Here is a 22,495-nt window from a genome sequence, read left to right on the forward strand (position 1 = left end):
CTTTTGTGATAAAGAGAATATTAAAAATAAGTTTGTTGATTATGTAAATCTAAAAGAGTTTAAGGTAGACCCTGTTTTTGAGCCAACTTTTGCTTCAGGGCTTGCAGCTACATCTATTGCAGTTAATGATGACACTAAAAATTATGACTGTAGGATTTCCATTAATGCAATTGGTAATAAAGGTGAGGGGAAACCTATTGTCTTTGACCAGAAAAACAAGACAATAACTATAAAAATTAGTGATGATAATGTTCAGCTTATTGCTGAAACAATCAGAAGCAAGATATAAATGAGGGTATTATGAATAGTACTGATAAGTATCAATATATTTTCGATATGTTGAAAAATAATATATTTACCTATCAGTCTGGCTATTTGTCTGGGGAACTATCTGGGAAGTACCTTTCAGATGTCGGTACTATTCAAGATTCCCTAGAGTTTTGTGGACTTATGAATTACTCCCCCCCAAGGGATAATATACTCTTCATTAGCTTAAAACTTCAAGACTGGAAAGGGGGAGTGGCACTTATTTATCATAGCTTAGATCAATTCTGGGAACAGATTAAAGATACATTATGTATCCCTGAACAGTTTTATTTACTCCCAAGTAAAGCTTCGTCACTTGACGCCACTGATTCTGAAGAAATCATTAAATATAAGCTATATGTTTCTATAATTAAAATTATAGCATTGACAGCAGATCATGAAATAAATAATGAGTTTGTATTTTTCATAACTGATGAGAATGGTGGAAAGAAAATAGATGTTAAGAATAATGCGACCAATGAAGAAATATTAAAAATTGAAGATGCAGAAAAAACCATTAAATGTCTTGATGTATTAGTGGATAAGTTGAATTTCAGTGACGTTCATAAGTCTGAGCGTAGGTCAGTAACGCGATCAGCTTTAATGGAGCTTTTAGAATATAGAAATGAATCTATTAATATGGCTGCCGTGTTGGAAAAATGTAAACATCTTGGGAGAAAGTATGACGAACTTTATGAGTTATATACAAATAGATTTTCAATTAATAAAATGCTTAATGAGTTGGATGAAAAAAGCATAGAGTTTACAAGTAAAATTAATGAGTATATATCTTCTAGTCAAAACAAAGCGTTCACAATTCCTGGAGCATTGATTGCAGTCGGTGCTTTAGTTAAGGTTGGTGGCGTTTTAGAAGCATCTCTCATTATGATCGGTCTATGGATGATATCATCAGTTACAAAATCAGCAAATGAAGTTTATAGGGACTCCTATAATTCTCTTGAAATAATAATCACTAGTGCTTTTAAAAAGTATTTACGATTTGATGAGGGAGATGAAGTTACTACAAGTGCAAAAAATATAGAAATAGATCTTGTAAAAAAAATATCAAAAGCAAAGGCAAGAATAAAAAGTATAGATCGCCTAGCCGATGGGCTCGTAATTCTTGGTGCTATTTATTTATGTTTGAATTTATTTTTCCCGTCTTTATCTTCAGGCGGATTAGTTAATCTGGTTAAAGAGTTGTTTTTTATTAAGTAGGCTTTAACTATAGCTATGATCTAATCACTTCTCAATTTCATTAAAGTGCGCTAAATTACAGAAAGATGCCGAAGTGAGCTTTAAAAAGCCCTTCGGTTTTTTTATGCACGAAATCTAGCCTCGACAGGTTCGCCTGCCGGGGTTTTTTATTCCAGTTTCCCCAGCACAACGCATGTGCTTCAAACCATCGAACCTGATTAGAAATGAGCCTTTGAGGAGCCAGTACGGTTGGTACGCCTCGGTGGGCTGGTTTCCTATGCGCCAAAGGTTCATTTCTAATAAAGGAGTACCAAATGACTTACGATCCGCAGCAACAACGTCCAGAAGAGCAAACCAATAACAGTAATCGTGAAACGCTCAATATCCGGCAGCCAGGTGAAAATGCGAATACGGGTTTTGACTGGGGAGCAGTCAGGGCTGCGCGTGAGGCTGCTGGACGGCAGTCAAAAGCGCCGCAGGTCAACGACCCTAGCATAGGTTTAAAAGATGTACTTCTTTCGGTGGCGGCAGCGCCTGCGGATATCATTAGCGGCAATGCTCAACTATTTAAGGCGGGTAATCAGCACTTAGATGGTAAGGCATCAGAATACCGAAGTGGTGAAAAGAAACCGCTGATTGATATTCCTGTCAGTCCTGAGATGCTAAAAGTGATGCAAGATAACAGCGGTAATCTGTTATCACGTGCGGGTAATGCAATGATTGGCGGGGTAGGTGATCTTGCTCAAAGTGCGTCGAAAGAAATCAAAAGCAACTATAGCGAGGGCGCTAAAGAAGCTGCTGCGATGGATTTTATAACGTTTGAGCGTGACAAAAATAAGAATGTTACTGGGATCAAAGCAGGGGCTGGCCTATTCGATAAAGATGCATGGATGATTAATGCTATCCCATCAATATCGCAAATGTTTTTAACGGCAAGTGGGGCAAAGCTAGGAGCTAATGCGGTTGAAAGGATGGCTGAAAAGGGAGCCTACAATCGTTTAATTAAGGTGCTTCCTGAAGAGGCGGCAAGGGCCACAGCAAAAGAAACTGCTCAGATGGCAAAAAGGAGAGCCCAAGTCACGGGGTTTGTTGGCGTATCGACGGGTACCGCTCAAGGTCAAGGCGGTATTGATATGCGTGAAGAGACTAATTCCATCCCCTTTGATCAATTACTCGAAAGCACAACATTCCAAAAAGCGTTTGCTGATATTGATAGCGACCCCTCTAATTCCTCATTAACTGACACACAAAAATTAACCTTGGCTCGAAGCCAGGTTGCAGAACAAGCTGCTAATAGTGTTACTGCTGATCCTCGGATGCTGGCTATTAATATTGCCGCCTCTACATTGGGGGATCATACCCTAGCAAAATTGCTTACTAAAAAGATGGCAACTAAAAGTGTTATTTCTAGTGCAGCGACGGGAACCTTCGCGGAAGGCAGTACTGAGTTTGCTCAAGGTGCCTCCCAGCGATATGTCCAGAATCAGCAATTAATTAACACCGCAGGCCAAAAAATTGACCCGATGAAAGATGTTTTTGAAACAGGGGCCAACAATGCAATTGTTGGGGGTGGGATTGGTATGGGGGCCGGTACTATCGGTGGGATTCGAGGTCGCAGATCCGCAGCGGAAACCACACCAGAGACTCCAGTTGATATCGAGGGTTCGCCAGTATCTGAAAATATCGATTCCTCCCTACAGCCAGAAGTGACACCGCAGGCAGAAAATCAGACTTCCCCTGAAGTGGCAGTACAGCAAAACTCAGTCAGTGAAAATGGTGTACCCAACTCTCAAATTGATGATTTCCGCGATACTCCAGCCTATCTGCGTCAGGATCCTCGCGTGCAAGGTTTTGCTGATGATAGCGATGTTCAGCGTTCACTTGCAGAGCCAGAGGCACAACCGACCGCACAAGATCTGATTCAGCAACAAATGGAGTCGGGCGAGCAAGGCTTTACACCTGATGAGTTAGCGATACTTCAGCAAGCTGACCAGATTCGGGCGCAGCGAACTCCACGCTTGCCAGCGCCCGGCAATATTCATCCGGGGGAAGGCTTCCCAATGCCGGGGCCAATTCAAGGTGATGAATCTCAAGCCGGTGCAGCACCACAATTCACCGCTGGGGAGCAGGCTCGTGGGCAAGTGTATTTACCGAGGGAGCCGGCAGAGCAGCAAGGCGCGGTGCGGGAGACCCAGACCTACGATGGTCAAACGGATCCGCAGGCCATTACCGATAAAAACATCATCTTTGCCGAGGGGCCAGTTGTTAGCCCGGATGATGTTCAGTCAGGGCAAGCGCCACAGTTTGAGGGAGGGCAGCGTAAAGATGTACGCCGCTTTACGGAGGCCATGGGTGGGCAGCCTGAAACAGCGATTACCGATCAGCGTCAGCGTGCGGGTGGTATCCCTATTGATGCTGGTACCGAAGCTTATGCAAAGGGTGAGACTCTTGGCGAATTAAGATTATTTGCTGGTAAACCGTTTTCCAGCGAAAAGGTGGCTCGATACTCCAAGTGGGGGAAAATGCCCGGTGCTATTATTGAGCCGGTAGGTGATGGTTTTGGTGTGCGATTGCCACCTGAACCCACAACGAATAACACGAAAACAGCGCCCTCTAATGAGGGCGTTGTGGCATCTGATGAGCAGCCAACCGGTGAATTAAAACTATACGGCGGTCAACCCTTCTCCAGTGAGAAAGTAGCGAAGTATTCCAAGTGGGGCAAGATGCCGGGTGCCACGATTGAACCGGTGGGAAAAGGGTATGGCGTTCGTTTGCCCGCGCCTGAATCAACACGTCAAGCCAAAAGCAGTGACGTGAAAATTGATGATTTTGGTGAAGAACTTAAGGGAGCGGCGAAGCATAAATGGGGCCAATTGGCAGAGTCACTGAAAGCCGATCATGATATCGAAGAAATTAAAAAACAGCCTCTTTCGAAACTCTTCCCGCACCCTGATTACGCCAAGATGCATGAGAATGGCATTGAACCAGAGAAACTGGCACTACTTGCCGCATTGCGCTCGGTTATCCCGACCAAACCAGGCTCCCCTTATAAACTCAATCAGTGGGCTGAACAGGTTAAGGGGATTCGTGATTTAGCGAATTCTATTATCAATAGCCATGCGAACGCTGATGATATAAAAGCCCGCTTCCGCAGTAAGCCCGTTTTACGTTCTGCCGCCGATACTATTGATCTGATATCACAGTTCAAACCTGCGCAAATGGCAGAGGCGTCTAAATATACGATCCATTCCGGTCATTACACCTATTTTGACGGCAAGAGCTATCCCGGCGGTAAAACACTGTATCAGCTGGTCACGCCAAGGGGAGTGATAGCAAATATTTCAGCGGGATCCATGGCGGAACTATTACCCAAAGCCAAGGCCTTTATCGAGACTCAGCTCAATAGTGATAAAGGGGAAGCAGTCCCTAAACAGGCTAAGTTGGAGATCTATACTCGGCGGGCAGATAAGAGCGTGTTTATTGGCTATAAAGGGGCAATGGGCGTTTTGCCGCTGAAAGCGGGCTTCAAAACACCCAACGAGGCACGCGCTTATCTGGCAGAGAACCGCGCTGAAATAGAAGCCAAACTGGATAAATTACGCAAAGTCTCTCGCGAGGAACAACGCAAAGCCACCAATGAGCCACGTACTGGTATTAAGCGTCGTAAGGGTAATGTGACGCCTGAACAATTTAGTGATGCCTTCGGCTTCCGCGGGGTACAGTTTGGTAACTATGTTGAGGGGCCACGCCGTCAATCTGAATTAAACGACGCCTATGACTCCCTGATCGATATGGCCGAATTACTGAGTGTGCCGCCAAAAGCGCTGTCCTTGAATGGCGAGTTGGGCCTGGCATTTGGCGCGCGGGGTAAGGGAGGGGCCAAAGCTCATTATGAGCCTAGGCAAGTGGTTATCAATCTCACCAAAGGTAATGGCGCAGGCTCACTGGCTCATGAGTGGTTCCATGCACTGGATAACTATTTTGGTACCTATGATGTCCATGGCGAGGCGTCCGGTAAGCATTCATCCGAATTTATTACCGATCGTAAACGTCCGCGCTATGAATTTAGCAGCGGCAAAAGGCAAGAAATCATCCATCCAGTCAGGCAAGAGGTGCATGACGCCTTTAAGAGCGCCGTCGATAAAGTTACCCATAGTGGAATGATGGAACGCGCTGCATTGCTGGACAGTGGCCGAAGCAAAGCATACTGGACGACTAAACTGGAAATGTCAGCGCGAGCCTTTGAACGCTATCTGCTGGATAAAGCCCAGAGTAAAGGCATCACTAACGACTATCTGGTTAACCTGCGCAAAGCTGACGAACACGCCAACCCAGAAACTTATGCTTACCCAACCGAAGCGGAATTAAACGGCGGCGTGCGTCAGGCATTTGATCACCTATTCAAAACGCTCAAAACCAAGCCAACCGATAAAGGTATCGCTTTCTATTCGCGTAAAGGTACCGATATTGATAAAGGCAATGTTATTTCAGATACCGGCCACACTGCTGCGGGTGAAAAAACCGCTCAGGGAATGCGCCAAGGGCGAGCCCAAGTTATCGCTGATGTCTGGGTGCGCAATTTGAATGGTGCAGCCAAAATCAAAGTTAAGGTAGTGCAAACCCAAGCTGAAGCGGCTGCCATGATGCCGCGCGGGATCCCGAAAGAATTCGGCATTGTCCATGCCATTTATCAACCTGAACTCAGCCGGGTGATTGTGGTAGCGGATAACATTACTTCCGACAGCCAACTACGGGCGAAATTGCGTCATGAGGTCTTGGCACACCACGGGCTGGCTTCAGTCATTGGTGATGTGGAATATGACCGTATCATGCGCGTATTACATCAAACGCGTGACAGTAAAAATAAAGAAATTCAGGATGTTTGGCGGGAAGTCGATAAGTCATATCGCAATGAGTCCCCTGAAATGCAGGCTAATGAATTCTTAGCTCACATGGCGGAGCGCTCAGAACTCAGCGGTCTTGGGGCGATGTGGGACCGTTTTGTTTCTGTGCTGATCAATGCATTGAAGAAAACCGGCATCATGAACGCGAGTGATATTTCGCCAACTGAGATACGCAATATTCTGCGCACCGTCGCCGGGCGGTTTAAAAAGACGGCTATGTATGATGGCGAACAACCCGGAACGCGGGAGTTTGATAATACGTTTTCACGCTCTGATGCTCTGTATTCCCGCACTGCCAACCCATCAATGGATGCTGAAACCAACCGAAAAATGGGCTTTAACGTTGAGCAGGGGTGGTTTGATAAGGCCAAGACTTTCTACGGTACAGTGGCCAGCAAAGACAAAACGGAACTGAAAGCCTGGCTAAAAGAAACCGGCCGTAAACTCAATACCAAAACCTTTGATGGTATGGCTCCGCTGAAATATGCCGAAGATGCTGCCGGTATCAATGATGCACGAAGTTCTGCCTACATTGGAGCGCGTATGGCTGCCGGGGCAGGCTCTGTTACTGCCGCCACTTTAGAGCATGGCTTGCCACGCTATAACAAAGCCGAAGGGATAGTAGAGCGACAATCCGGTACCGGTAAAGAGGACGCTCTTATGGGTATTCTCGACGGACTGGGAAACCATCGGGAAAACTTCTTTAAATGGATCGCCGGCCATCGCTCTGAACGGCTGATGAAAGAGGGCAAAGAGAACAACTTTAATGCCGACGAAATTGCTTATATGAAAACCCTTAACCGGGGTAATGAAGCCTTATTCGACAGCCAGAAGAAAAAATATGATGCTTTCATTAAGTCGATTCTGGATCTGCAACAAGATATGGGATTGATTGATCCAGAAAGCCGCGCACAGTGGGAGGATGCCTGGTACTTGCCTTATTACCGTGAAGCCGAAAATGGCGAGGTGAAAGGGCCGTGGACCAGCAAAGGCATTGCCAACCAGAGCAGTACCGTACGCAAGTTAAAAGGCAGCGATTTAACCATCAAGGATCCTATCGAAAACCTGTTTAACTATGTGGCGAAATCGGTTGATGCTTCAATGAAAAATGAGGCCATGCGTCGCTCAGTGGTCAATCTTGTGGATACCGGCGTGCTGGAGGTGATTGAATCACCGAACAAAATGGATTTTGAGCGTATCGGCAAAGATGTGGTTAAGGTGTTTATTGATGGGCAGGAAAAACTGGTTCAGGTTAATGATCCGGAACTGTATCGCGCCTTTACCATGATAGACCTCGAGCGTAGTAACTCTACCTTTATGAAAGCGGCCCGCCAGGCTAAAAAGGTGCTGACCGTCAGCACCACATCCATGCCTGACTTTATCATCCGTAACTTTATGCGTGACTCTATTCATTCATGGGCCATTAACAAAGATGGTTTTAAGCCGGTTACCGCTTCATGGGCCGGATTTAAAAAAGCATTACGCACTGATGATAGCCTGGTGGATATGATGTTCGCCGGTGCCACTTTTGGCGGCGGTTACTCGAATGTTTATGATCCGGCATCGACAGCTAAAACCATCCGCAGCGTGCTGCGGCGTAAAGGTTACAACGACAGTCAGATCCACGAATTTGAATCGTCCATTGTCCGCAACAGTAAAGAAGTCATGGGTAAGGTCGAACAGGGGCTACATAAATACAAAAATCTCAGTGAAGCAGCAGAAAACGCCAACCGACTGGCCACTTATGAAGCCGCGATTAAATCGGGGAAAAGTAAGGCTCAGGCCGCATTTGAATCTCGCGACTTAATGGACTTCAGCATGATGGGGGCCAGCAATATCATGATAAACCTGAGTGATATGCTGCCATTTTTCAACGCCCGTATGCAGGGGCTAAGTAAATTAGGCCGTGGTATCAAAGAGAATCCGGGCGAGGTGCTGAAGCGCGGCGGTATGATCACCGCAGCCTCACTGGCACTGATGGCGCTAAATTGGGACGATAAGCGTTATGAAGAGCTACAGGACTGGGATAAAGACACCTATTGGCATGCATGGATTGGTGGTCAGCATATCCGTTTCCCCAAACCTTTCGAAATTGGCTTGATGTTTGGCACTTTACCAGAACGATTTGTTCGTGCGCTGGGCGGTAAAGATAGCGCGGCTAAATTTGGCAAGCTGGTGGCGCATAACTTTATGGAAACCATGGCGTTCAATCCTATCCCACAAGTTGCGATGCCGATTGCCGAAGCCTATGTTAACTATGATTTCTTCAAAGGCGGGCCGATTGAGAATATGGCCGACAGCAACTTGATTGCGGGTGCGCGTTATAACGACCAGACCAGCCTGTTAATGCGTGAAGTTGGGCAGGCTACCAATATGTCACCGAAGATGCTGGATCATATTGTGATGGGCTACACCGGCAGCCTAGGTGGTTATGTGATGGGCGCGACCAATCTGCTGATGCGTAACCTGAAAGACTACGGCGAAACCCCGGCCATGCGCTTGGATGAGATGCCGGTGATTAAATCCTTCTTCCGAGGTTCCGATCCGGCCAAGTCTACCCAGTTCACCGAAGATTTTTACCGCATGATGACCGAAGCCAACCAGATCAACAGCACCATTAATAGCTTCCGTAAGCAGGGGCGTGGTGATGATGCTAATGAATTGATAGAGGACAATAGAGGGAAGTTATCGCAGCGTCAGGGGCTAACAGCGACGCAAAAGCAAGTGAAGGCACTGAATGCCCAGATTGAAATGATGAGGCGTGACCGGATACTCACGGCGGATCAGAAAAGAGAAAAAATTGACCGGTTGATGGCAACCAGAAATAAACTGGTACAGCAGGCGGTGGAACGGGTGAATCCGTATTTTAATAAGTGAATTGAAAGGGAGTTTGGAAAGACTCCCTGATTTATTAACTTTTGGGTAAGGCAATGCTGTCACGATTATAGAAGGTTTGAATTGCAAATTCGATAGTAACCTCGGCTGGGTGTAATCGGAAATGACAGTCGGCTCGGTGTTGAAGTGGATGTTCATAGCGCGTGATCGCGCTAACGCAGTGAGGTTATAGACCAAGATCCGTAAAATGCGTTGGTTAAACATGTGGCGACTTAGACGCAGTTCTGAGTTTTCTACTTATGATCGGAGAAGATTCATTAAAAAAAAACAGCGTTTTAATATAAACTATGTGATAGCTGACACAACAAAATTGGTGCGTTGTACGAACTGTATGTACTAAAATGTTTATGTCACTAATAGGGGATGATAATGAGAGTTAATAAATTACATTTGGGAGCTAGAATTGCTTTATTCATAGTGTCCTATCTCCCTCTATTTTTCATCATGTGTTTTGTACAGCTTTATACCTATAGAGATTATTTAAACTGGAAGGATATAAGCATTGAGTCAGTAACTATCTTTATTGAGTATTTCGGTGTTGTAAGCATTTTAATTGCATTGTCATTGTTTGGCATAGTAGGCTTGAACATCTTTTTGAAAAATATAAAACGTCGGTGTGAAACAAGTGGAAGAACTGTTAAAATATTAGATATAGAGAACAAAAACAATGAATCAATAAGTTATCTGTTCACATATATAATACCTTTTGTTTTTCAAGATTTATCGTTATTATCCAATGTTGTCCCTATAGCAATATTGTTGACGGTAACGGCTTTGATCTATATTAACTCCAGCATGATACTTATAAATCCTACAATAAGCATCAAGTACACGTTATATCAGGTTAGTTATTTAGATATAGAAAGCGAAAGAAAACGTAGTGGAATGATTTTAACCAAATCAAAGTTTTTAGAGGAAGATGATCTCCTTGATATTGAAGACCTTGGCCCCAAACTTTTTTATGCTGAATTTCACAAGGAATAAAAATGTTAAAGCTTGAAGAATTACTAGAATATGCTGAGAAATTAAAGGACGATGAAAAGGTTAAAGTATCTTTGTACTTTGTCACTAGATACCTTAAGACTGGTATGAGTAAAAGTGCAAAGGTAACCGATAAATACGATTTTAAAGTTATTAAAGCTCCTATCGCTCCTGATATCGCAAGTTTTTTTAAATGTACGCTATCAAATCAAATAATATCTCATGCTTCAAAAGATGACATTGAGATGAAAAAATACACTGTGATTGACGACGATATTGATAATAAAATTTATGCGTATGCGATGAATAATGCCATTTCATTCTCGAGAATTATAAATGAAGATATCAAGAGTGATAAACCAAATGTTCTTACCTCTCTAGCTGAAATTCAGGACGATTTGTGGGCCTACTGTATTAAAGTTCAAAATGGTTTGGAACTTACTTATTCATTCCGGAAAATAAGTAAAGGTAAGGTGACAACAAACGAACCACAAGATGTTGCTCAACGTATATTTGCGCTTTTTGATAAATCAGACAAAGAGCTAAGAGCATTTGATGGTAGTGCTATAAATTTTGATGATAAAATCGACTGTATATATATAAAGGAACAATTCTATGTATTCCATAAGAAGAGTTTTGAGTCTATCGTAGGGCTAGAAGCCGAATTTACAGAGGCTGCCCAAAAAACTTTAAATGCAATCAGGGAATTTGACCTCGTCGAAGGCTTGGATATTATTGAGCAAGCTATTCTACATAAACCCTCGTTAAGAAAAACACTTGCACATATTGCAGAGAAGGGTAATCACACCACCTTGAATAAAGGCGAGGTTCAATCAATGAATGGTGTGTTAAAAATGTTTCAAGATGAAGAGTTCACCATCAATGAAGATGGAAAAATCGTCATTGAAGATGAAAAGCAAGGTCGAAATTTTCTTAGGCTTCTCAATGACTACTACAAGCAAGGGATGACTACGAAGAAATACTACGGTACAGATAGTGGTAACTTAGTTAGCCCAGTTAAAAAGTAGCATCATTTAATCAGCTTACGGGAGCTATAAAAGCTCCCATGATTTATTAGGATTGAGATGAGAGGTCTCTGTGCTGTATTGACTGAAGAGCTAATTCTATAGCGGCTACTTTATATTTTTCTTTTTTAACTTGGGCTAGAGTCAGGTCATCAACTAAACACTCTGTTAAGGTGTCGCTGTTAATAATCTCACCAGCCATAAATATTCTACGCGCTGCGTCACCCACTAAATGTGAGGCATGATCAATAAGGGGAGTTAGTTCTTTATCAGAGTCAGATACTGCTGGGTGGCCGTTGTTCATAATTCCCTTCCTATGGGTAAAAAATCAGTAATAGATACTAGCGGTGCGGTAGTATTTCTTCAATGTCTATTTGAGTGCATTTCGTACAACAACAAATAAAACTAATAGCATGAAAAAACCAATAATACCGAGAATGATACTCGTGTTACTGTCCATGTGCATGTTGACTTTGCCCGAAAGCAAGTAGTTATTATCTAATATTGGCCAATAAATTTGGTGGATTGGAAAGTTGCGATTCGGGAAGCAGTACAGTGAGATATGCAGACATGTTGGGGTAACAAGGTGCTTGCCGGACAAATTTTCCTCAGTACGCGGTATTGGTTATGCTCGATCCTCGCTCATAATCGATAAAATTATGCTTATCCGTACCCGTTAAGAAAGTGCACATTCAAGGATTTAGAAGCAATTACTCCTGTAACGTAGGATAATAAGTTGATTATTGTTAGTTTTGGCTTGTTCGTTAGAAGGGACGATTGGTTTAGTGAAAAAACATATTAAAGCAATTGACGGTGTTGATTATCTTAGCCATAAAGATCTTAACAGCCACAAAATCATTCACATCAAAACAACTCCAAGCCTAAACGGTAAAACTCATTTTTACTGGAACAAGAGTCGCGCTGAACTGATCGTAGGTTCGAAGGTGCATTTCCCTGTCCCCTCAATCGCTCACCTTGAGCGATATAGGAAATCATTCTTTGACCTTGGCCGTAATGAAATTCAAATGGGTGACTCGGTTGTCTGGTTCTTTGGAAAGCAGATACAGCCTATGGTGTGTGCGACTGTGGTAGGGGTGAGAAAAGAGAAAGGCAAGCGTTTTCTTCGTCTGATGCCGAACGATCCGAACTCTGTGGTGCCGGAGACATGGGCCCTGTATGAGTCTGGTAATTTTTTCTTTGTGTCTAACAATCGAACAGATCGTTATCGCGCTCCAGCCAACATAATCTACGCGGCTTATCAGGATGAGTTAAATAAAATCGAAGAAATTTATGCGCCGATTAGAAGCAGACGCATGATCCTGCGATATCTTACGAATGGCAACCTCAGCATGGGTGAGAAGACCTTTAAAGAATGCCACTACGAACTCTTTAAAGGCATCTATTCTTGGGCTGGTCAGTATCGGAAAATCGAGTTAGTTATCGGTGAAAGGCAATTCCCAACGATGCATCCATCTAAAGTTGAAAAAGCTATGAGAGACTTTTGCCATGACTTCAGTAATCAATATCTGAGGCTGGTAGGTGGTGATAGAGAACGGATGCTTAATGCCTTGGTGTTTGCCCACAAAGAACTGGCATGGATACATCCCTTCGAAGATGGCAATGGTAGAACGATGAGGCTTTATCTGGAGTTGGTGGCTAAGACAAGAGGTTATGCGTTTGATCTAACTGCTTCCATGAACAGTAAGAAGAAAAAACGTTACTATCATTTTGCCGTGAGGAAGGCTGTACAAGGTTTTCCGAAGATTTTAACAGCCTTACTCAACAAGGCGTTGGCTTAAATCACAGCTTCGAGTTGATCAGCTATGCGCATGATTTTCGACCAGTCAGCATCGCTATAGCGATGTCCTTCAATCTCGAAAGATGTTTTTGCGTTGCTCATTGCGGACTGAGCGATTGAGCGACGGCTAACGCTACGGGAACCAGACTTACCGCCGCGGATAATCACAGTAACGTTGTCAGATGCATCGTTTCGTGTGGTTCGGGTAGTCATTAATGATTCTCCAGAAGAATTTTAAGTTGTAAGGTTAGTATACCCTTCTTGCAGTTTACAGTCTACTCGTCGCTCTATTGTTAGGCACACAGTAAATTGAACTTCCGCGTCAAATCTAGAAACTTCCATACCATTTCTTCTACAAGCAGAACGCCCGTTTTTCGTTCTTAGCCGACTGTCATATTGAGTAGCTACTAATCCATATTACAGCATCAATATTTATTTGAGGGCATCTTTAACGATGATGAACAGAACCAATAACAGAATAAATCCGATGATACCCAAGATGATGCTGGCATTACTGTCCATGTGCATATTGCCCTTACCAGCCAGTAGGTAAGCAGCGATAACAAAAGGAATGCAGAGAGCGGGGTGGATGGTAATCATTACGGCGGCCAGGATTAGGCTGACTATAAATAGTGTCGATGTCATGTTTCCCTCATTTTAGCGCCCGAACTTTTCCCGAGCATTTTCGAAATAGATGATAAGTATATGATCATGTTGATCTTTTAAAGACGGTGTTAAACGTGTCCTAAAGGTCATAACTCTGGTTATCTTATTGTTATATATAGATAAAATTAAGAATTTTCACCTTTAGGAATCGTATTCGGTCTCTTTTTAACATGTTGATTTTAATGGTGAATTTTGTGGTTTATCGAAATTTATCGAAATTTTATCGAAATCTGATATTCGGTCTTTTATAGCATCACGTATTCTTTCCCTCTCGTATCAAGATACTTGTTCGTCATCTTCTCCGATTTATGCCCCAGCAGTTTCATCGCAAATTCCTTACCTTTTTCCTTTTCATACAATCGCCCAGCCAGACTTCTGATCTCATGAAATGTTGGCGGACTCTCATCAAAACAAAAATCTGTTCCTTTTCTCGCCGTTACGAATTTCTTTGTCAGGCTATCTGGATGTAGTGATCCATCAGGGCTATTTTTTCTGATGCCAGCACTTATCATAAAGTCTGTTTTACTGGCTAATTTACATTGTTCAATCACGGTGCTAAGGCGTAGGCCAACGGCTTTAAGTTCAAGATCTAAGGGCAGGGAGATCATGGCTCCTGTTTTGCCTTGGTCTATCTGTAATCTGCCATCAACAATCTGGTCAAAGCGCATCAGTGATAAATCTTCACGTCGTTGGCCCGTCACCAGTGCCAGATCCATTGATAGCCCAAACCACGCCGGTAATGTGTCAGCGACCTCACGAATAGCGAGATACTGATCCAGTTCCAGGCGCTCACGTTTCACCACCGGTTTAGCTGAGCGTGTCGGTGTCACTGGATTATTATCTATATGGCCCTCGACAATCGCCTCTCGGAAAATATCAGACAACACTGACCGCATAGTAGCGGCCATAGTTTTTTTGTCCTGTGCCACCCAAAACTCTAAAAACTCGGCAATATGGCGCGTGCTGATTTTAGCTAACACCCTGTTGCCCATTTTTTCGCTGATCATGGCTATTTGTCCCTTGCGAACTTTATAGGTGTTTTCGGCCAATTCCCGGCGCTTATAAATTACGTCATATCGTTTTAGCCATGCTGCCAGTGTGTACTCCTGCGTGCCTTTGAGCTTTTCTAGTAGCGCGACAGGAGTGTAGTTTTGTTCAATGAAATTATTGGCTTCAATGGCTTGAGATATGGCGTCTCGCCGGGCAATTTTGCCGAGAGATAACTCCTTTCCAGTTAGCGGGTTGCGCCAATAGAAAGTTAGTTGAACACGCCTAAAGGTGAGGTTTTTGGGCAAATTAGCGTCATACTTTCCCGGCCTTTTTGCCATAACCCATCTTCTCCAATATTGGCGGTATCGTAGAATGTGAAATGTTCAGCGTTTTCGCCATTCTGTAGCTTTTGGGTTGTATATAAATGGCACCAGGCCGCACGCGATATTGTCTGCCGTGTTTTTCAGCTGCAGGGTAAAAGTTACCGTTTCTGGCCCAGCGTTGGAGTGTTTGAATCGTCGGCTTGTCAGTCGCATACGTTTCATCACACCATTCGGTTAATGTCATTAATTTAGCCATTGGTCATACCTCGATATGACCGGCCAGCATAGTAACGCGCTGACCGGTTCAGTTTTGATTTTTAAAAATCAGTTAGCGGACGGCTAACGAACGTTCGCCAGTTTCAAACTTGGCACCGGCTATCAATAGGCCCTCATTTAAGGCAGCTTTGATTTCATCGGCTTTTGGGGTGGTGATAATTTGCACCTGAGAAACGGAGTCTACATATTCATCAGGCAACAAATTTACATCGGTGATAACGAGTTTTTTTGTCCCTTTTCGGGCAGTAAAGGTATTGGCCGCTGTTTTGATCGAGTCTTTACCGGCCTGAATCATGCATTCCAATATATATTTACGGTAGATTTCAGCCTGATTATCAAAACTTTTCTTGCGTGCACTCATCCGTTTGGCTTCGTTGGCGCATATCTCTGCCTGACCCAGCGTGTTACGAACCAATGTCATCAAGGCATCGAACTTATCTTCCAGCATGCCCTCAATGCCAGAGAGAGTGTCAGCGACCATTTCGGGGGTGAGTTCATCACCGCTATCGGCCATTTCCTGTAATTTTCGGTAATCAGTGGCTAATGATATGGCGCTTGTGCTCATGCTTTTTCTCCCTCAGTGACAAATTTTGCCAGGCACTCATCTTTGATTTGATTCAAACGGGTTAGACGGCCGGTCAGATATTTGACGTGTTCATCATCATGGGATGATTCGGCATTCTTGAGATGAACCCCGATGGTGCGTGTTAGTGAGGTGCTGATTTTTGTCACTTCATTCGCCGTGACTGCTGTTTTCATCGTCTCGGTATTGGCTTTGAATTTGTCGTCTAACTCTTTACGTAGACGAACCACATCATCAGCTTTAGTGCTGGCATTTTTAATACCGAACTCAATATTATTGTCGGCGGTGTATTCAGCATCATCAAACAGCCCCATAAACACATCAGCGCTGAAACCAAGCTGTGCTAATGCTTTGGTCGTGGCGTCCGTTAGGCTTTTCTTGCTGACTTCATCGTCACAAATGAAACCGTTGGTACTTTGATAAATATGCTTGGTATGACCAAAAGCAGGGAAGCGGCCCCGACCTCCTGCGTGTTGGTATTTTCAGTGTTGACCCGCTCATCTCAACGGGCGGTTTACCAGTATTGCTGGGTTGGTTCAGTCCTGATTGCCGCCACTTCTCTAAAGCCAAGGGCGGCACGCCGGTTAAGAAAGAAATTCGTGGTTTAGCCTGGGTAGTGTTGCGTTGGGCGCTGGCAGTACGTCCACGCTTTCTGATGTTGGAGAACGTCGAAGAGTTTCGCGGCTGGGGGCCATTATTGACGGATAGTCAGGGTAATCACCGACCTGATCCCGCCCGTAAGGGAGAAACGTTCAAGGCATTTATTGGCATGCTGGGTACCGGTATTGATGCGAATCATCCCGCGCTGGCCGAAGTGTGTGAGTTTTTGAAGATAGGTATCAATGGCCCTGAGGCGGAGAGGCTAACTTCAGGTTTAGGTTATAACGTGGATCATCGGGAGCTAAAAGCCTGTGATTACGGAACCCCCACCATCAGAAAGCGGTTGTTTGTGGTTGGGCGTTGTGACGGTGAGCCGGTTGTATGGCCAGAGCCAAGCCACGGCGCACCAAACTCTGCAGATGTGCTTTCTGGCATGTTACAACCTTGGCGAACGGCGGCGGAGTGTATCGACTGGAGCCAGCCGACACGCTCTATTTTCGGTCGCAAGAAAGATTTGGCTGATAATACTTTGCGGCGCATCGTCAAAGGGCTGCAACGCTTTGTTATTGATAACCCTGATCCGTTTATTGTGCGGTTGGGCCAAACCGGTTTCGGTGGCGATCGTCTGCAGTATCCAATAGACCAACCGCTAACCACCATCACCAGCAAGGCCGAGCATTTATTGCTGGAGCCGTATGCGGTGAAGTGCAACCACACCAGCACCAAAACCAAATATGATTGCTTCCGTGGGCAATCATTACGTGATCCGTTGCAGACCATTACCAGAACACATGGTTTTGCTGTCGCTGCGCCTGTTGTTGTGCGTCAGTTCGGTAACAGTACGGCAAATGATATCAATACACCGTTGGGTACCGTTACGGCGGGTGGGGGAGGTAAAAGCCAGTTAGCCAGTGCAATACTGGCACCGCATATAACCAAATTTAGAACCGGCGCTATAGGCCAACAATGTGATGAGCCATTATCCACAGTCACCGCCGGTACATCGGTTCGCCCTGGTGGTAATGGTCATGCCATGGGTATGGTCGCTGCCCATTTGGTAAAGCATTACGGTGGCAATTATACCGGTGCAGGCATCAATATTAACCAGCCATTGCACACCATCACCACGGTTGATCACCACGCGCTTTGTACATCTCACCTGGTGCAATTGCGCGGCACATGCCGCGATGGTAAACCGATCACTGAACCAGTACCGACCTTAACCGCCGGCGGTAATCATGTCGGGATAATAAACGCCTTTCTGACCAAGTATTACGGTACCGGTGGCTCAGTAGATCTCTCAGAACCAATACACGCGGTGACGACCAAAGAACGGTTCGGACTGGTAGAAAATAATCTTGATATAGAACCCCTGACCGACGAGCAACGCTACAACGCATGGAACTGCGCGCGGTTGGTGGATCATTTCAGCGATTTATCGGACGACTGGCATTTATTCCCCGCGCCACGACCACAATATATATCTGTGGGCGAATACATCATCGTTGATATTTGTATGCGCATGTTGATTGCCCGTGAACTCTACAATGCCAGCGGGTTCCCGCCAGATTACATTATTGATCGGGATATAGATGGCACCCTCTGGCCCAAATCTGAACAGGTGGCAAGATGTGGCAATGCAGTGCCGCCACCCTTTGCCGAGGCATTGGTAAGGGCCAATATGCCAGAGCTGTGTATCTGGAGGATGGCGGCATAATCAACAAGAAATCGCTGATATTCATACTTTTTATGTGGTTATATCCGCTATTTAGAATATGAAACTTTACTTAACTGACATTCACATGAAATCGGTTGAACCAGGTCCCCTGTATGGGGTTATTGAGATCATAAAGGTATTAGCTTAATGATTACTATAGAAAACTTGATTCAACACTTACCAACGGATGGTCGAACTGTAATTCATAGTGAAAAAGGTAACATAATAAGTATTGCACAATTAAGACCGGATCAATTTATAGCAACGCTGCCAGCCTTTATCGAGATGGCAAAAAGAGCGGGGTATATCATTACAATCCCTGATATTTAACGGTATAATAACCAAGTCAGCCTGAACAACTGACAACCTAAGTTGTTGTTGTGTCATCACCCTTGGGGGCAAGATGGCACAACTTTCATTTATCAAATCTGGCAATGAGACACTGACACCGGCCACACCCGATGTTAGGGATTTTCTGCATTATAAAGTCAAGCTGGGGGCTATTCTCACCGCTGATTTTAAGCAGGTTCGCAATCCAAAGTTTCACCGTAAATACTTCTCTTTATTGAATCTGGGTTTTGATTACTGGACACCCTCCGGTGGCACCATATCGCCTGAAGAAAAGAAACTGGTGCGCGGCTATGTAAACTATTTGGCAGAATATGCCGGTCATAGCGATACGCTGGAAGAATTAGCCCGTCAGTACCTCGATACCCTGGCAGAACAGCGGGCCGACCGTGTAACCCTGCTTAAATCTTTTGATGCTTTTCGCCGCTGGACAACCATTCAAGCCGGTTATTACGCCATTATTCAAATGCCAGATGGCTCGCAATTTAAAGAGCCTAAATCGATCTCTTTTGCCTCGATGGACGATACCGAATTCTCCGAACTCTACAAAGCCACTCTTGATGTGCTCTGGCAATTCATCTTGAACAAAACCTTTAGTACGCCAGCTGCCGCAGAAAACGCAGCTAGCCAGCTATTAAGTTATGCGTAGGGGGATTTGTGGCTAATTTACGCAAAGAGGCAAGGGGCCGTGAGTGTCAAATAAGAATCCCCGGCATATGCAATGGCAACTCTGAAACCGTGGTTCTGGCTCATTACCGGCTAGCGGGAACCTGTGGCACCGCCATTAAACCACCTGATGAGCAGGGGGCTTGGGGATGCTGTGCATGTCACGACGAGTGTGACCGGCGCACCCGTTTAATTGATAGTGACACCGCCCGTCTGTATCACGCAGAGGGCGTTATGCGCACACAGTATATTTTACGAAAGGAAGGGAAGTTATGAGAGCCGCACCGCAAAGCCTGCCGTCAGAGCAGGAAAAACCAATGCTGGATATTCAATATTTATTGGAGCTTTGGGGATCATGGGCCGCTAATGATAATAGCCAGGTAGATTGGCAACCTATTGCCGCAGGCTTTAAGGGGCTGCTCCCCTATACCAATAAATCACGGCCACAGTGCTGTGATGATGACGGCATTATGATTGATGGCTGTGTGGCGCGGCTGAAGAAGTATAAACCAGAAGAGTATGAGCTGGTGATTTTGCACTATGTATATGGTGTTTCACTGCGAATGATAGCTAAAAGGCGTAAGTGCTCAGATGGGACAATCAGAAAAGAGATGCAAACGGCGCAGGGGTTTATTGGTGGGTGTTTGGCTATGTTGACAGCAAGGCTTTATTAATAAAATGAAAGATACACAAATAAAGTATCTTTCATTTATGTATCTATTATGCTGCAATATTTTTACTGGAAACGGGGGTTACTTTCAAATCCCCGACAATTTTAATTTCATCGCTAACCACTAAAAGTTCAGTGCCAATCCTTTTTATTGCAGCACTATAATTTAAATTAAACTTATACTGCTTGTTTTTATTATACAGAGATTGAATCTCAGGCGCGTCATCGTATGTTAAGATCCATGGGTGAGCTATATCACAGATCACTTTTGATAAAGTAGTATGGTCATCTGCGATATAAAAGTTAGTATATAGAGTAGAGCCTTTATTATAGTAAGGAGGGTCAATACAGAAAAGTGACTTCTCTGGGAGTGACAGATCTATCTTTTTTATAAAATCTAATGCGTCATTATTATAAATATGTATGCGATGCTTGTATTTCTCTATCCTTTTAATTCTTTTAATTAAATTTTCTTTATGAAATCGACAATCAATTTTATAATCACTATTTTGCTGCAACCCACCAATAACACCGGCTTTTAAAATCACGCCAGAACGATTTGTCCTATTTAAGAAAAAAGTAGAAAATCCCAAATCAAAAACTGTCACATTATCTTTATTATTCTGTATTTCGCGCTGTTTTAACCATTCGTCAATAGTTACAGGTGTGGTGTTTATTTTCTCGATGAAATCATCTGTGTTATTTATAATGGAATGCCAGAAAGACCAAATAGATTTATCTAAATCATTTAAATGAATTTCGTGAGTATAACCATGGAATAATAACGAGAGTGCCAGTCCAGCACCTCCAGCATATGGCTCTGCATAATGACCGCCAAGCAGATCATTATTTTTTAAAATTGTAGATACCATGTCCAAGATGGATGTTTTTCCGCCAGGATACCTAAGCGGTGATGGTGTTTGAGGCATGGCTACTATCCTTAAACTAAATGTACAATTGAGGCATATTATATAGCATAAGGAAAAATTTGGCCATGCCTGAATGAATTGTGTAACTATATGTTTTTTAACATAAATAATAGAATTGGTGTAATATTGTCCCATTCCCTTTTTAGTTGTTTGGGATCGGGGTACCATCCTCCGTGAGCAAAAGCTCCTAGAGTTCTGGGTGATAGAACATTATTTTCATTTGTCTGAACACGCCTCAACGCCCCCGAAGCACTCTTCTCTTTCTTTGTCAGTGTACCTTTTATTTCATCACTCTCGAAACTTTTAAGGATTTTATCTAAAACTAAGTGTGTCAGCATTTTATCTGGAAAATTGCCAAATAACTTTTCGTAATATAAGGCATATAAATTTTCTAGAAAGGCCCTACATACTAGAGATGAAGCTAAAGTAAACTCATTACAATTAACATTCTTAAGCTCATCAAATATTCTTTTTAATATTTTATCATTTATTATGACTTTGAAATCACTTGGTACTATATAGTTCCTTGAGTCAGGGCTTGGGTTATTTCTTACATCTACTTTTTTCTTACTATCTTCTTTTTTCTTCTCGGATATTAGCGGTCTCTCTTCCCCATAAGAGATCGGTGCCACTCCTTCTTGTTGTAATTGTCTGGCATAGCTCTCCCAGTCAGATTTCTTTGATCTTGAACTGACTTTTTCATTATTGTCATCTAATAGATCGCTAATGAATCTTTTGATAACCTTATCAAACGCGATTTGTTCGACATCAATTTTTACTTCTGGATCTGAACGGCCAGTAGTAATACCAAGAGTTTTTCTAAAATAGGGATTTCCAAGAAAACGAGCCGCAGTAGTTAAAATTTTTGACTGCCGATCCTCTTCAGATATTAAGCCTTTAAGAGCAGCATAATCTAAAATTTTTAAAGCTAATGTATTCTCAGAAGCATTAAAGAATCGAGCTTTTTGATTTGCGTCCCAGCTTAGAAGGCCAGCACCACCTTGGGCTCCATTATGTCGTAACTCAATCCATGTTTTTGCTTCATCTCTATCAGAAAATTTAATGCATTTTATTTTTTGGGGGATTAAAATATTACCTTTAGATAACGAATCGAAATAACTCTTTTCTCCCTCAGGGGCCAAAGCTGGGTCATTTAGCAATAGGAGTGCACAAATTCGGCGATTACCTTCTACAACAATATGATTTCCTTGTTCATTCACGATTACGCCAGATAACTCAAGAGGACTGACTCCTCTTTCGGATATATCTTTTGCAAGAGTTTTCACTTTTTCATGTTTCACCAAGTGTGAAATTATACTATTCCTATCTTTAATTGGTTCATGTCTCGGGTTATCTGTATCAAGATACAAATCAAGAACATTAAGCTCTATATCTTCCATTAGCTCAGCCTTTTAGACTTAAGAGAGATTTATCTTTCGTAATAACATCTTACAAAAATGCTAACGCGTACGCAAAAATGATTGTACTGTGATAAGAGTGGTTACTTAGTCACGTAGCTTACACAATCAAAAAAAACCTCGCTTTTTGCGGGGTTTTGTCGTTTTTGCGCCCAAATAATCTGCAATAACTATGATTATCATGTGATTGTGGCGCATTTTCT

18 protein-coding genes and 1 pseudogene are annotated in these 22,495 nt (G+C 43.5%); 11 read left to right on the plus strand and 8 right to left on the minus strand.

Features of this window, described 5'->3' with window-relative positions; translation table 11 throughout:
* From FTA91_RS20015 to FTA91_RS02445, 5 genes and pseudogenes are all read left to right on the plus strand, one after another.
* A pseudogene (locus FTA91_RS20015) lies at positions 1-289 on the plus strand (hypothetical protein); the annotation flags it as partial.
* A gap of 11 nt (positions 290-300) precedes the next feature.
* A complete protein-coding gene (locus tag FTA91_RS02430) occupies positions 301-1,524 on the plus strand; it encodes a hypothetical protein (RefSeq protein ID WP_145582862.1) in 1,224 nt (407 codons plus the stop codon).
* A gap of 293 nt (positions 1,525-1,817) precedes the next feature.
* Positions 1,818-9,284, plus strand: coding sequence for an LPD38 domain-containing protein (locus FTA91_RS02435; protein WP_145582863.1), 7,467 nt, complete (start codon positions 1,818-1,820; stop codon positions 9,282-9,284).
* 387 nt (positions 9,285-9,671) lie between these two features.
* A complete protein-coding gene (locus FTA91_RS02440) occupies positions 9,672-10,286 on the plus strand; it encodes a hypothetical protein (protein WP_145582865.1) in 615 nt (204 codons plus the stop codon).
* Positions 10,287-10,288: 2 nt separating this feature from the next.
* Positions 10,289-11,311 (plus strand): Kiwa anti-phage protein KwaB-like domain-containing protein, encoded by a 1,023-nt coding sequence (locus FTA91_RS02445; RefSeq protein WP_145582867.1) that lies wholly within the window; start codon positions 10,289-10,291, stop codon positions 11,309-11,311.
* Positions 11,312-11,357: 46 nt separating this feature from the next.
* On the opposite strand, the gene FTA91_RS02450 is transcribed toward FTA91_RS02445, so the two are convergent.
* Complete coding sequence (locus tag FTA91_RS02450; protein WP_145582869.1) at positions 11,358-11,612, minus strand: hypothetical protein; 255 nt, start codon at positions 11,610-11,612, stop codon at positions 11,358-11,360.
* Positions 11,613-12,093: 481 nt separating this feature from the next.
* Here FTA91_RS02450 and FTA91_RS02460 point away from each other — a divergent pair, with 481 nt between their 5' ends.
* Positions 12,094-13,107 (plus strand): Fic family protein, encoded by a 1,014-nt coding sequence (locus FTA91_RS02460; RefSeq protein ID WP_145582874.1) that lies wholly within the window; start codon positions 12,094-12,096, stop codon positions 13,105-13,107.
* A 431-nt stretch (positions 13,108-13,538) separates the two neighbouring features.
* On the opposite strand, the gene FTA91_RS02470 is transcribed toward FTA91_RS02460, so the two are convergent.
* The 5 genes from FTA91_RS02470 to FTA91_RS02490 form a co-directional block, all read right to left on the minus strand.
* Positions 13,539-13,751 carry a hypothetical protein gene (locus FTA91_RS02470; RefSeq protein WP_145582878.1) on the minus strand — a complete coding sequence of 71 codons (213 nt, stop codon included), beginning with the start codon at positions 13,749-13,751 and terminating at the stop codon, positions 13,539-13,541.
* Between the two features lie 266 nt (positions 13,752-14,017).
* On the minus strand, positions 14,018-15,100 hold the full coding sequence (locus tag FTA91_RS02475) for a tyrosine-type recombinase/integrase (protein ID WP_145582880.1): 1,083 nt from the start codon (positions 15,098-15,100) through the stop codon (positions 14,018-14,020).
* Positions 15,075-15,341, minus strand: coding sequence for an excisionase (locus FTA91_RS02480; protein ID WP_145582882.1), 267 nt, complete (start codon positions 15,339-15,341; stop codon positions 15,075-15,077). Before FTA91_RS02480 ends, FTA91_RS02475 begins: the two co-directional genes overlap by 26 nt.
* Before the next feature lie 72 nt (positions 15,342-15,413).
* Positions 15,414-15,926, minus strand: a complete 513-nt coding sequence (locus tag FTA91_RS02485; RefSeq protein ID WP_145582883.1) for a siphovirus Gp157 family protein — start codon at positions 15,924-15,926, stop codon at positions 15,414-15,416.
* Positions 15,923-16,258 (minus strand): hypothetical protein, encoded by a 336-nt coding sequence (locus FTA91_RS02490; RefSeq protein ID WP_145582885.1) that lies wholly within the window; start codon positions 16,256-16,258, stop codon positions 15,923-15,925. Before FTA91_RS02490 ends, FTA91_RS02485 begins: the two co-directional genes overlap by 4 nt.
* A 152-nt stretch (positions 16,259-16,410) precedes the next feature.
* On the opposite strand from FTA91_RS02490, the gene FTA91_RS02495 reads away from it, so the two are divergent.
* From FTA91_RS02495 to FTA91_RS02520, 5 genes are all read left to right on the plus strand, one after another.
* Positions 16,411-18,261, plus strand: a complete 1,851-nt coding sequence (locus FTA91_RS02495) for a DNA cytosine methyltransferase (protein ID WP_413081215.1) — start codon at positions 16,411-16,413, stop codon at positions 18,259-18,261.
* Between the two features lie 147 nt (positions 18,262-18,408).
* The gene (locus FTA91_RS02500) at positions 18,409-18,591 is read left to right on the plus strand and encodes a hypothetical protein (RefSeq protein WP_145582887.1); all 183 of its coding nucleotides are present in this window, start codon (positions 18,409-18,411) and stop codon (positions 18,589-18,591) included.
* 73 nt (positions 18,592-18,664) lie between these two features.
* Positions 18,665-19,258 (plus strand): DUF1367 family protein, encoded by a 594-nt coding sequence (locus FTA91_RS02510; protein ID WP_048615665.1) that lies wholly within the window; start codon positions 18,665-18,667, stop codon positions 19,256-19,258.
* A gap of 8 nt (positions 19,259-19,266) precedes the next feature.
* The gene (locus tag FTA91_RS02515; RefSeq protein WP_145582889.1) at positions 19,267-19,551 is read left to right on the plus strand and encodes a DUF1364 domain-containing protein; all 285 of its coding nucleotides are present in this window, start codon (positions 19,267-19,269) and stop codon (positions 19,549-19,551) included.
* A 41-nt stretch (positions 19,552-19,592) separates the two neighbouring features.
* Positions 19,593-19,949 carry an antiterminator Q family protein gene (locus FTA91_RS02520; protein WP_145582933.1) on the plus strand — a complete coding sequence of 119 codons (357 nt, stop codon included), beginning with the start codon at positions 19,593-19,595 and terminating at the stop codon, positions 19,947-19,949.
* A gap of 46 nt (positions 19,950-19,995) precedes the next feature.
* Here FTA91_RS02520 and FTA91_RS02525 read toward each other — a convergent pair whose 3' ends face one another.
* Both FTA91_RS02525 and FTA91_RS20020 read right to left on the minus strand, forming a co-directional pair.
* Positions 19,996-20,874 (minus strand): DNA adenine methylase, encoded by an 879-nt coding sequence (locus tag FTA91_RS02525; RefSeq protein WP_145582891.1) that lies wholly within the window; start codon positions 20,872-20,874, stop codon positions 19,996-19,998.
* 86 nt (positions 20,875-20,960) lie between these two features.
* Positions 20,961-22,274, minus strand: a complete 1,314-nt coding sequence (locus FTA91_RS20020; protein WP_186377337.1) for a hypothetical protein — start codon at positions 22,272-22,274, stop codon at positions 20,961-20,963.
* Between the last annotated feature and the right edge of the window lie 221 nt (positions 22,275-22,495).

Source organism: Yersinia thracica (genome assembly GCF_902170565.1).
Taxonomy (GTDB): Bacteria; Pseudomonadota; Gammaproteobacteria; order Enterobacterales; family Enterobacteriaceae; genus Yersinia; species Yersinia thracica.

Bases quoted from the DNA above. Each gene is read 5' to 3' on its own strand.
- FTA91_RS02430 (WP_145582862.1), top strand. From the start codon at position 301: ATGAATAGTACTGATAAGTATCAATATATTTTCGATATGTTGAAAAAT.
- FTA91_RS02435 (WP_145582863.1), top strand. From the start codon at position 1,818: ATGACTTACGATCCGCAGCAACAACGTCCAGAAGAGCAAACCAATAAC.
- FTA91_RS02440 (WP_145582865.1), top strand. From the start codon at position 9,672: ATGAGAGTTAATAAATTACATTTGGGAGCTAGAATTGCTTTATTCATA.
- FTA91_RS02445 (WP_145582867.1), top strand. From the start codon at position 10,289: ATGTTAAAGCTTGAAGAATTACTAGAATATGCTGAGAAATTAAAGGAC.
- FTA91_RS02450 (WP_145582869.1), bottom strand. From the start codon at position 11,612: ATGAACAACGGCCACCCAGCAGTATCTGACTCTGATAAAGAACTAACT.
- FTA91_RS02470 (WP_145582878.1), bottom strand. From the start codon at position 13,751: ATGACATCGACACTATTTATAGTCAGCCTAATCCTGGCCGCCGTAATG.
- FTA91_RS02475 (WP_145582880.1), bottom strand. From the start codon at position 15,100: ATGGCAAAAAGGCCGGGAAAGTATGACGCTAATTTGCCCAAAAACCTC.
- FTA91_RS02480 (WP_145582882.1), bottom strand. From the start codon at position 15,341: ATGGCTAAATTAATGACATTAACCGAATGGTGTGATGAAACGTATGCG.
- FTA91_RS02485 (WP_145582883.1), bottom strand. From the start codon at position 15,926: ATGAGCACAAGCGCCATATCATTAGCCACTGATTACCGAAAATTACAG.
- FTA91_RS02490 (WP_145582885.1), bottom strand. From the start codon at position 16,258: ATGGGGCTGTTTGATGATGCTGAATACACCGCCGACAATAATATTGAG.
- FTA91_RS02500 (WP_145582887.1), top strand. From the start codon at position 18,409: ATGATTACTATAGAAAACTTGATTCAACACTTACCAACGGATGGTCGA.
- FTA91_RS02510 (WP_048615665.1), top strand. From the start codon at position 18,665: ATGGCACAACTTTCATTTATCAAATCTGGCAATGAGACACTGACACCG.
- FTA91_RS02520 (WP_145582933.1), top strand. From the start codon at position 19,593: ATGCTGGATATTCAATATTTATTGGAGCTTTGGGGATCATGGGCCGCT.
- FTA91_RS02525 (WP_145582891.1), bottom strand. From the start codon at position 20,874: ATGCCTCAAACACCATCACCGCTTAGGTATCCTGGCGGAAAAACATCC.
- FTA91_RS20020 (WP_186377337.1), bottom strand. From the start codon at position 22,274: ATGGAAGATATAGAGCTTAATGTTCTTGATTTGTATCTTGATACAGAT.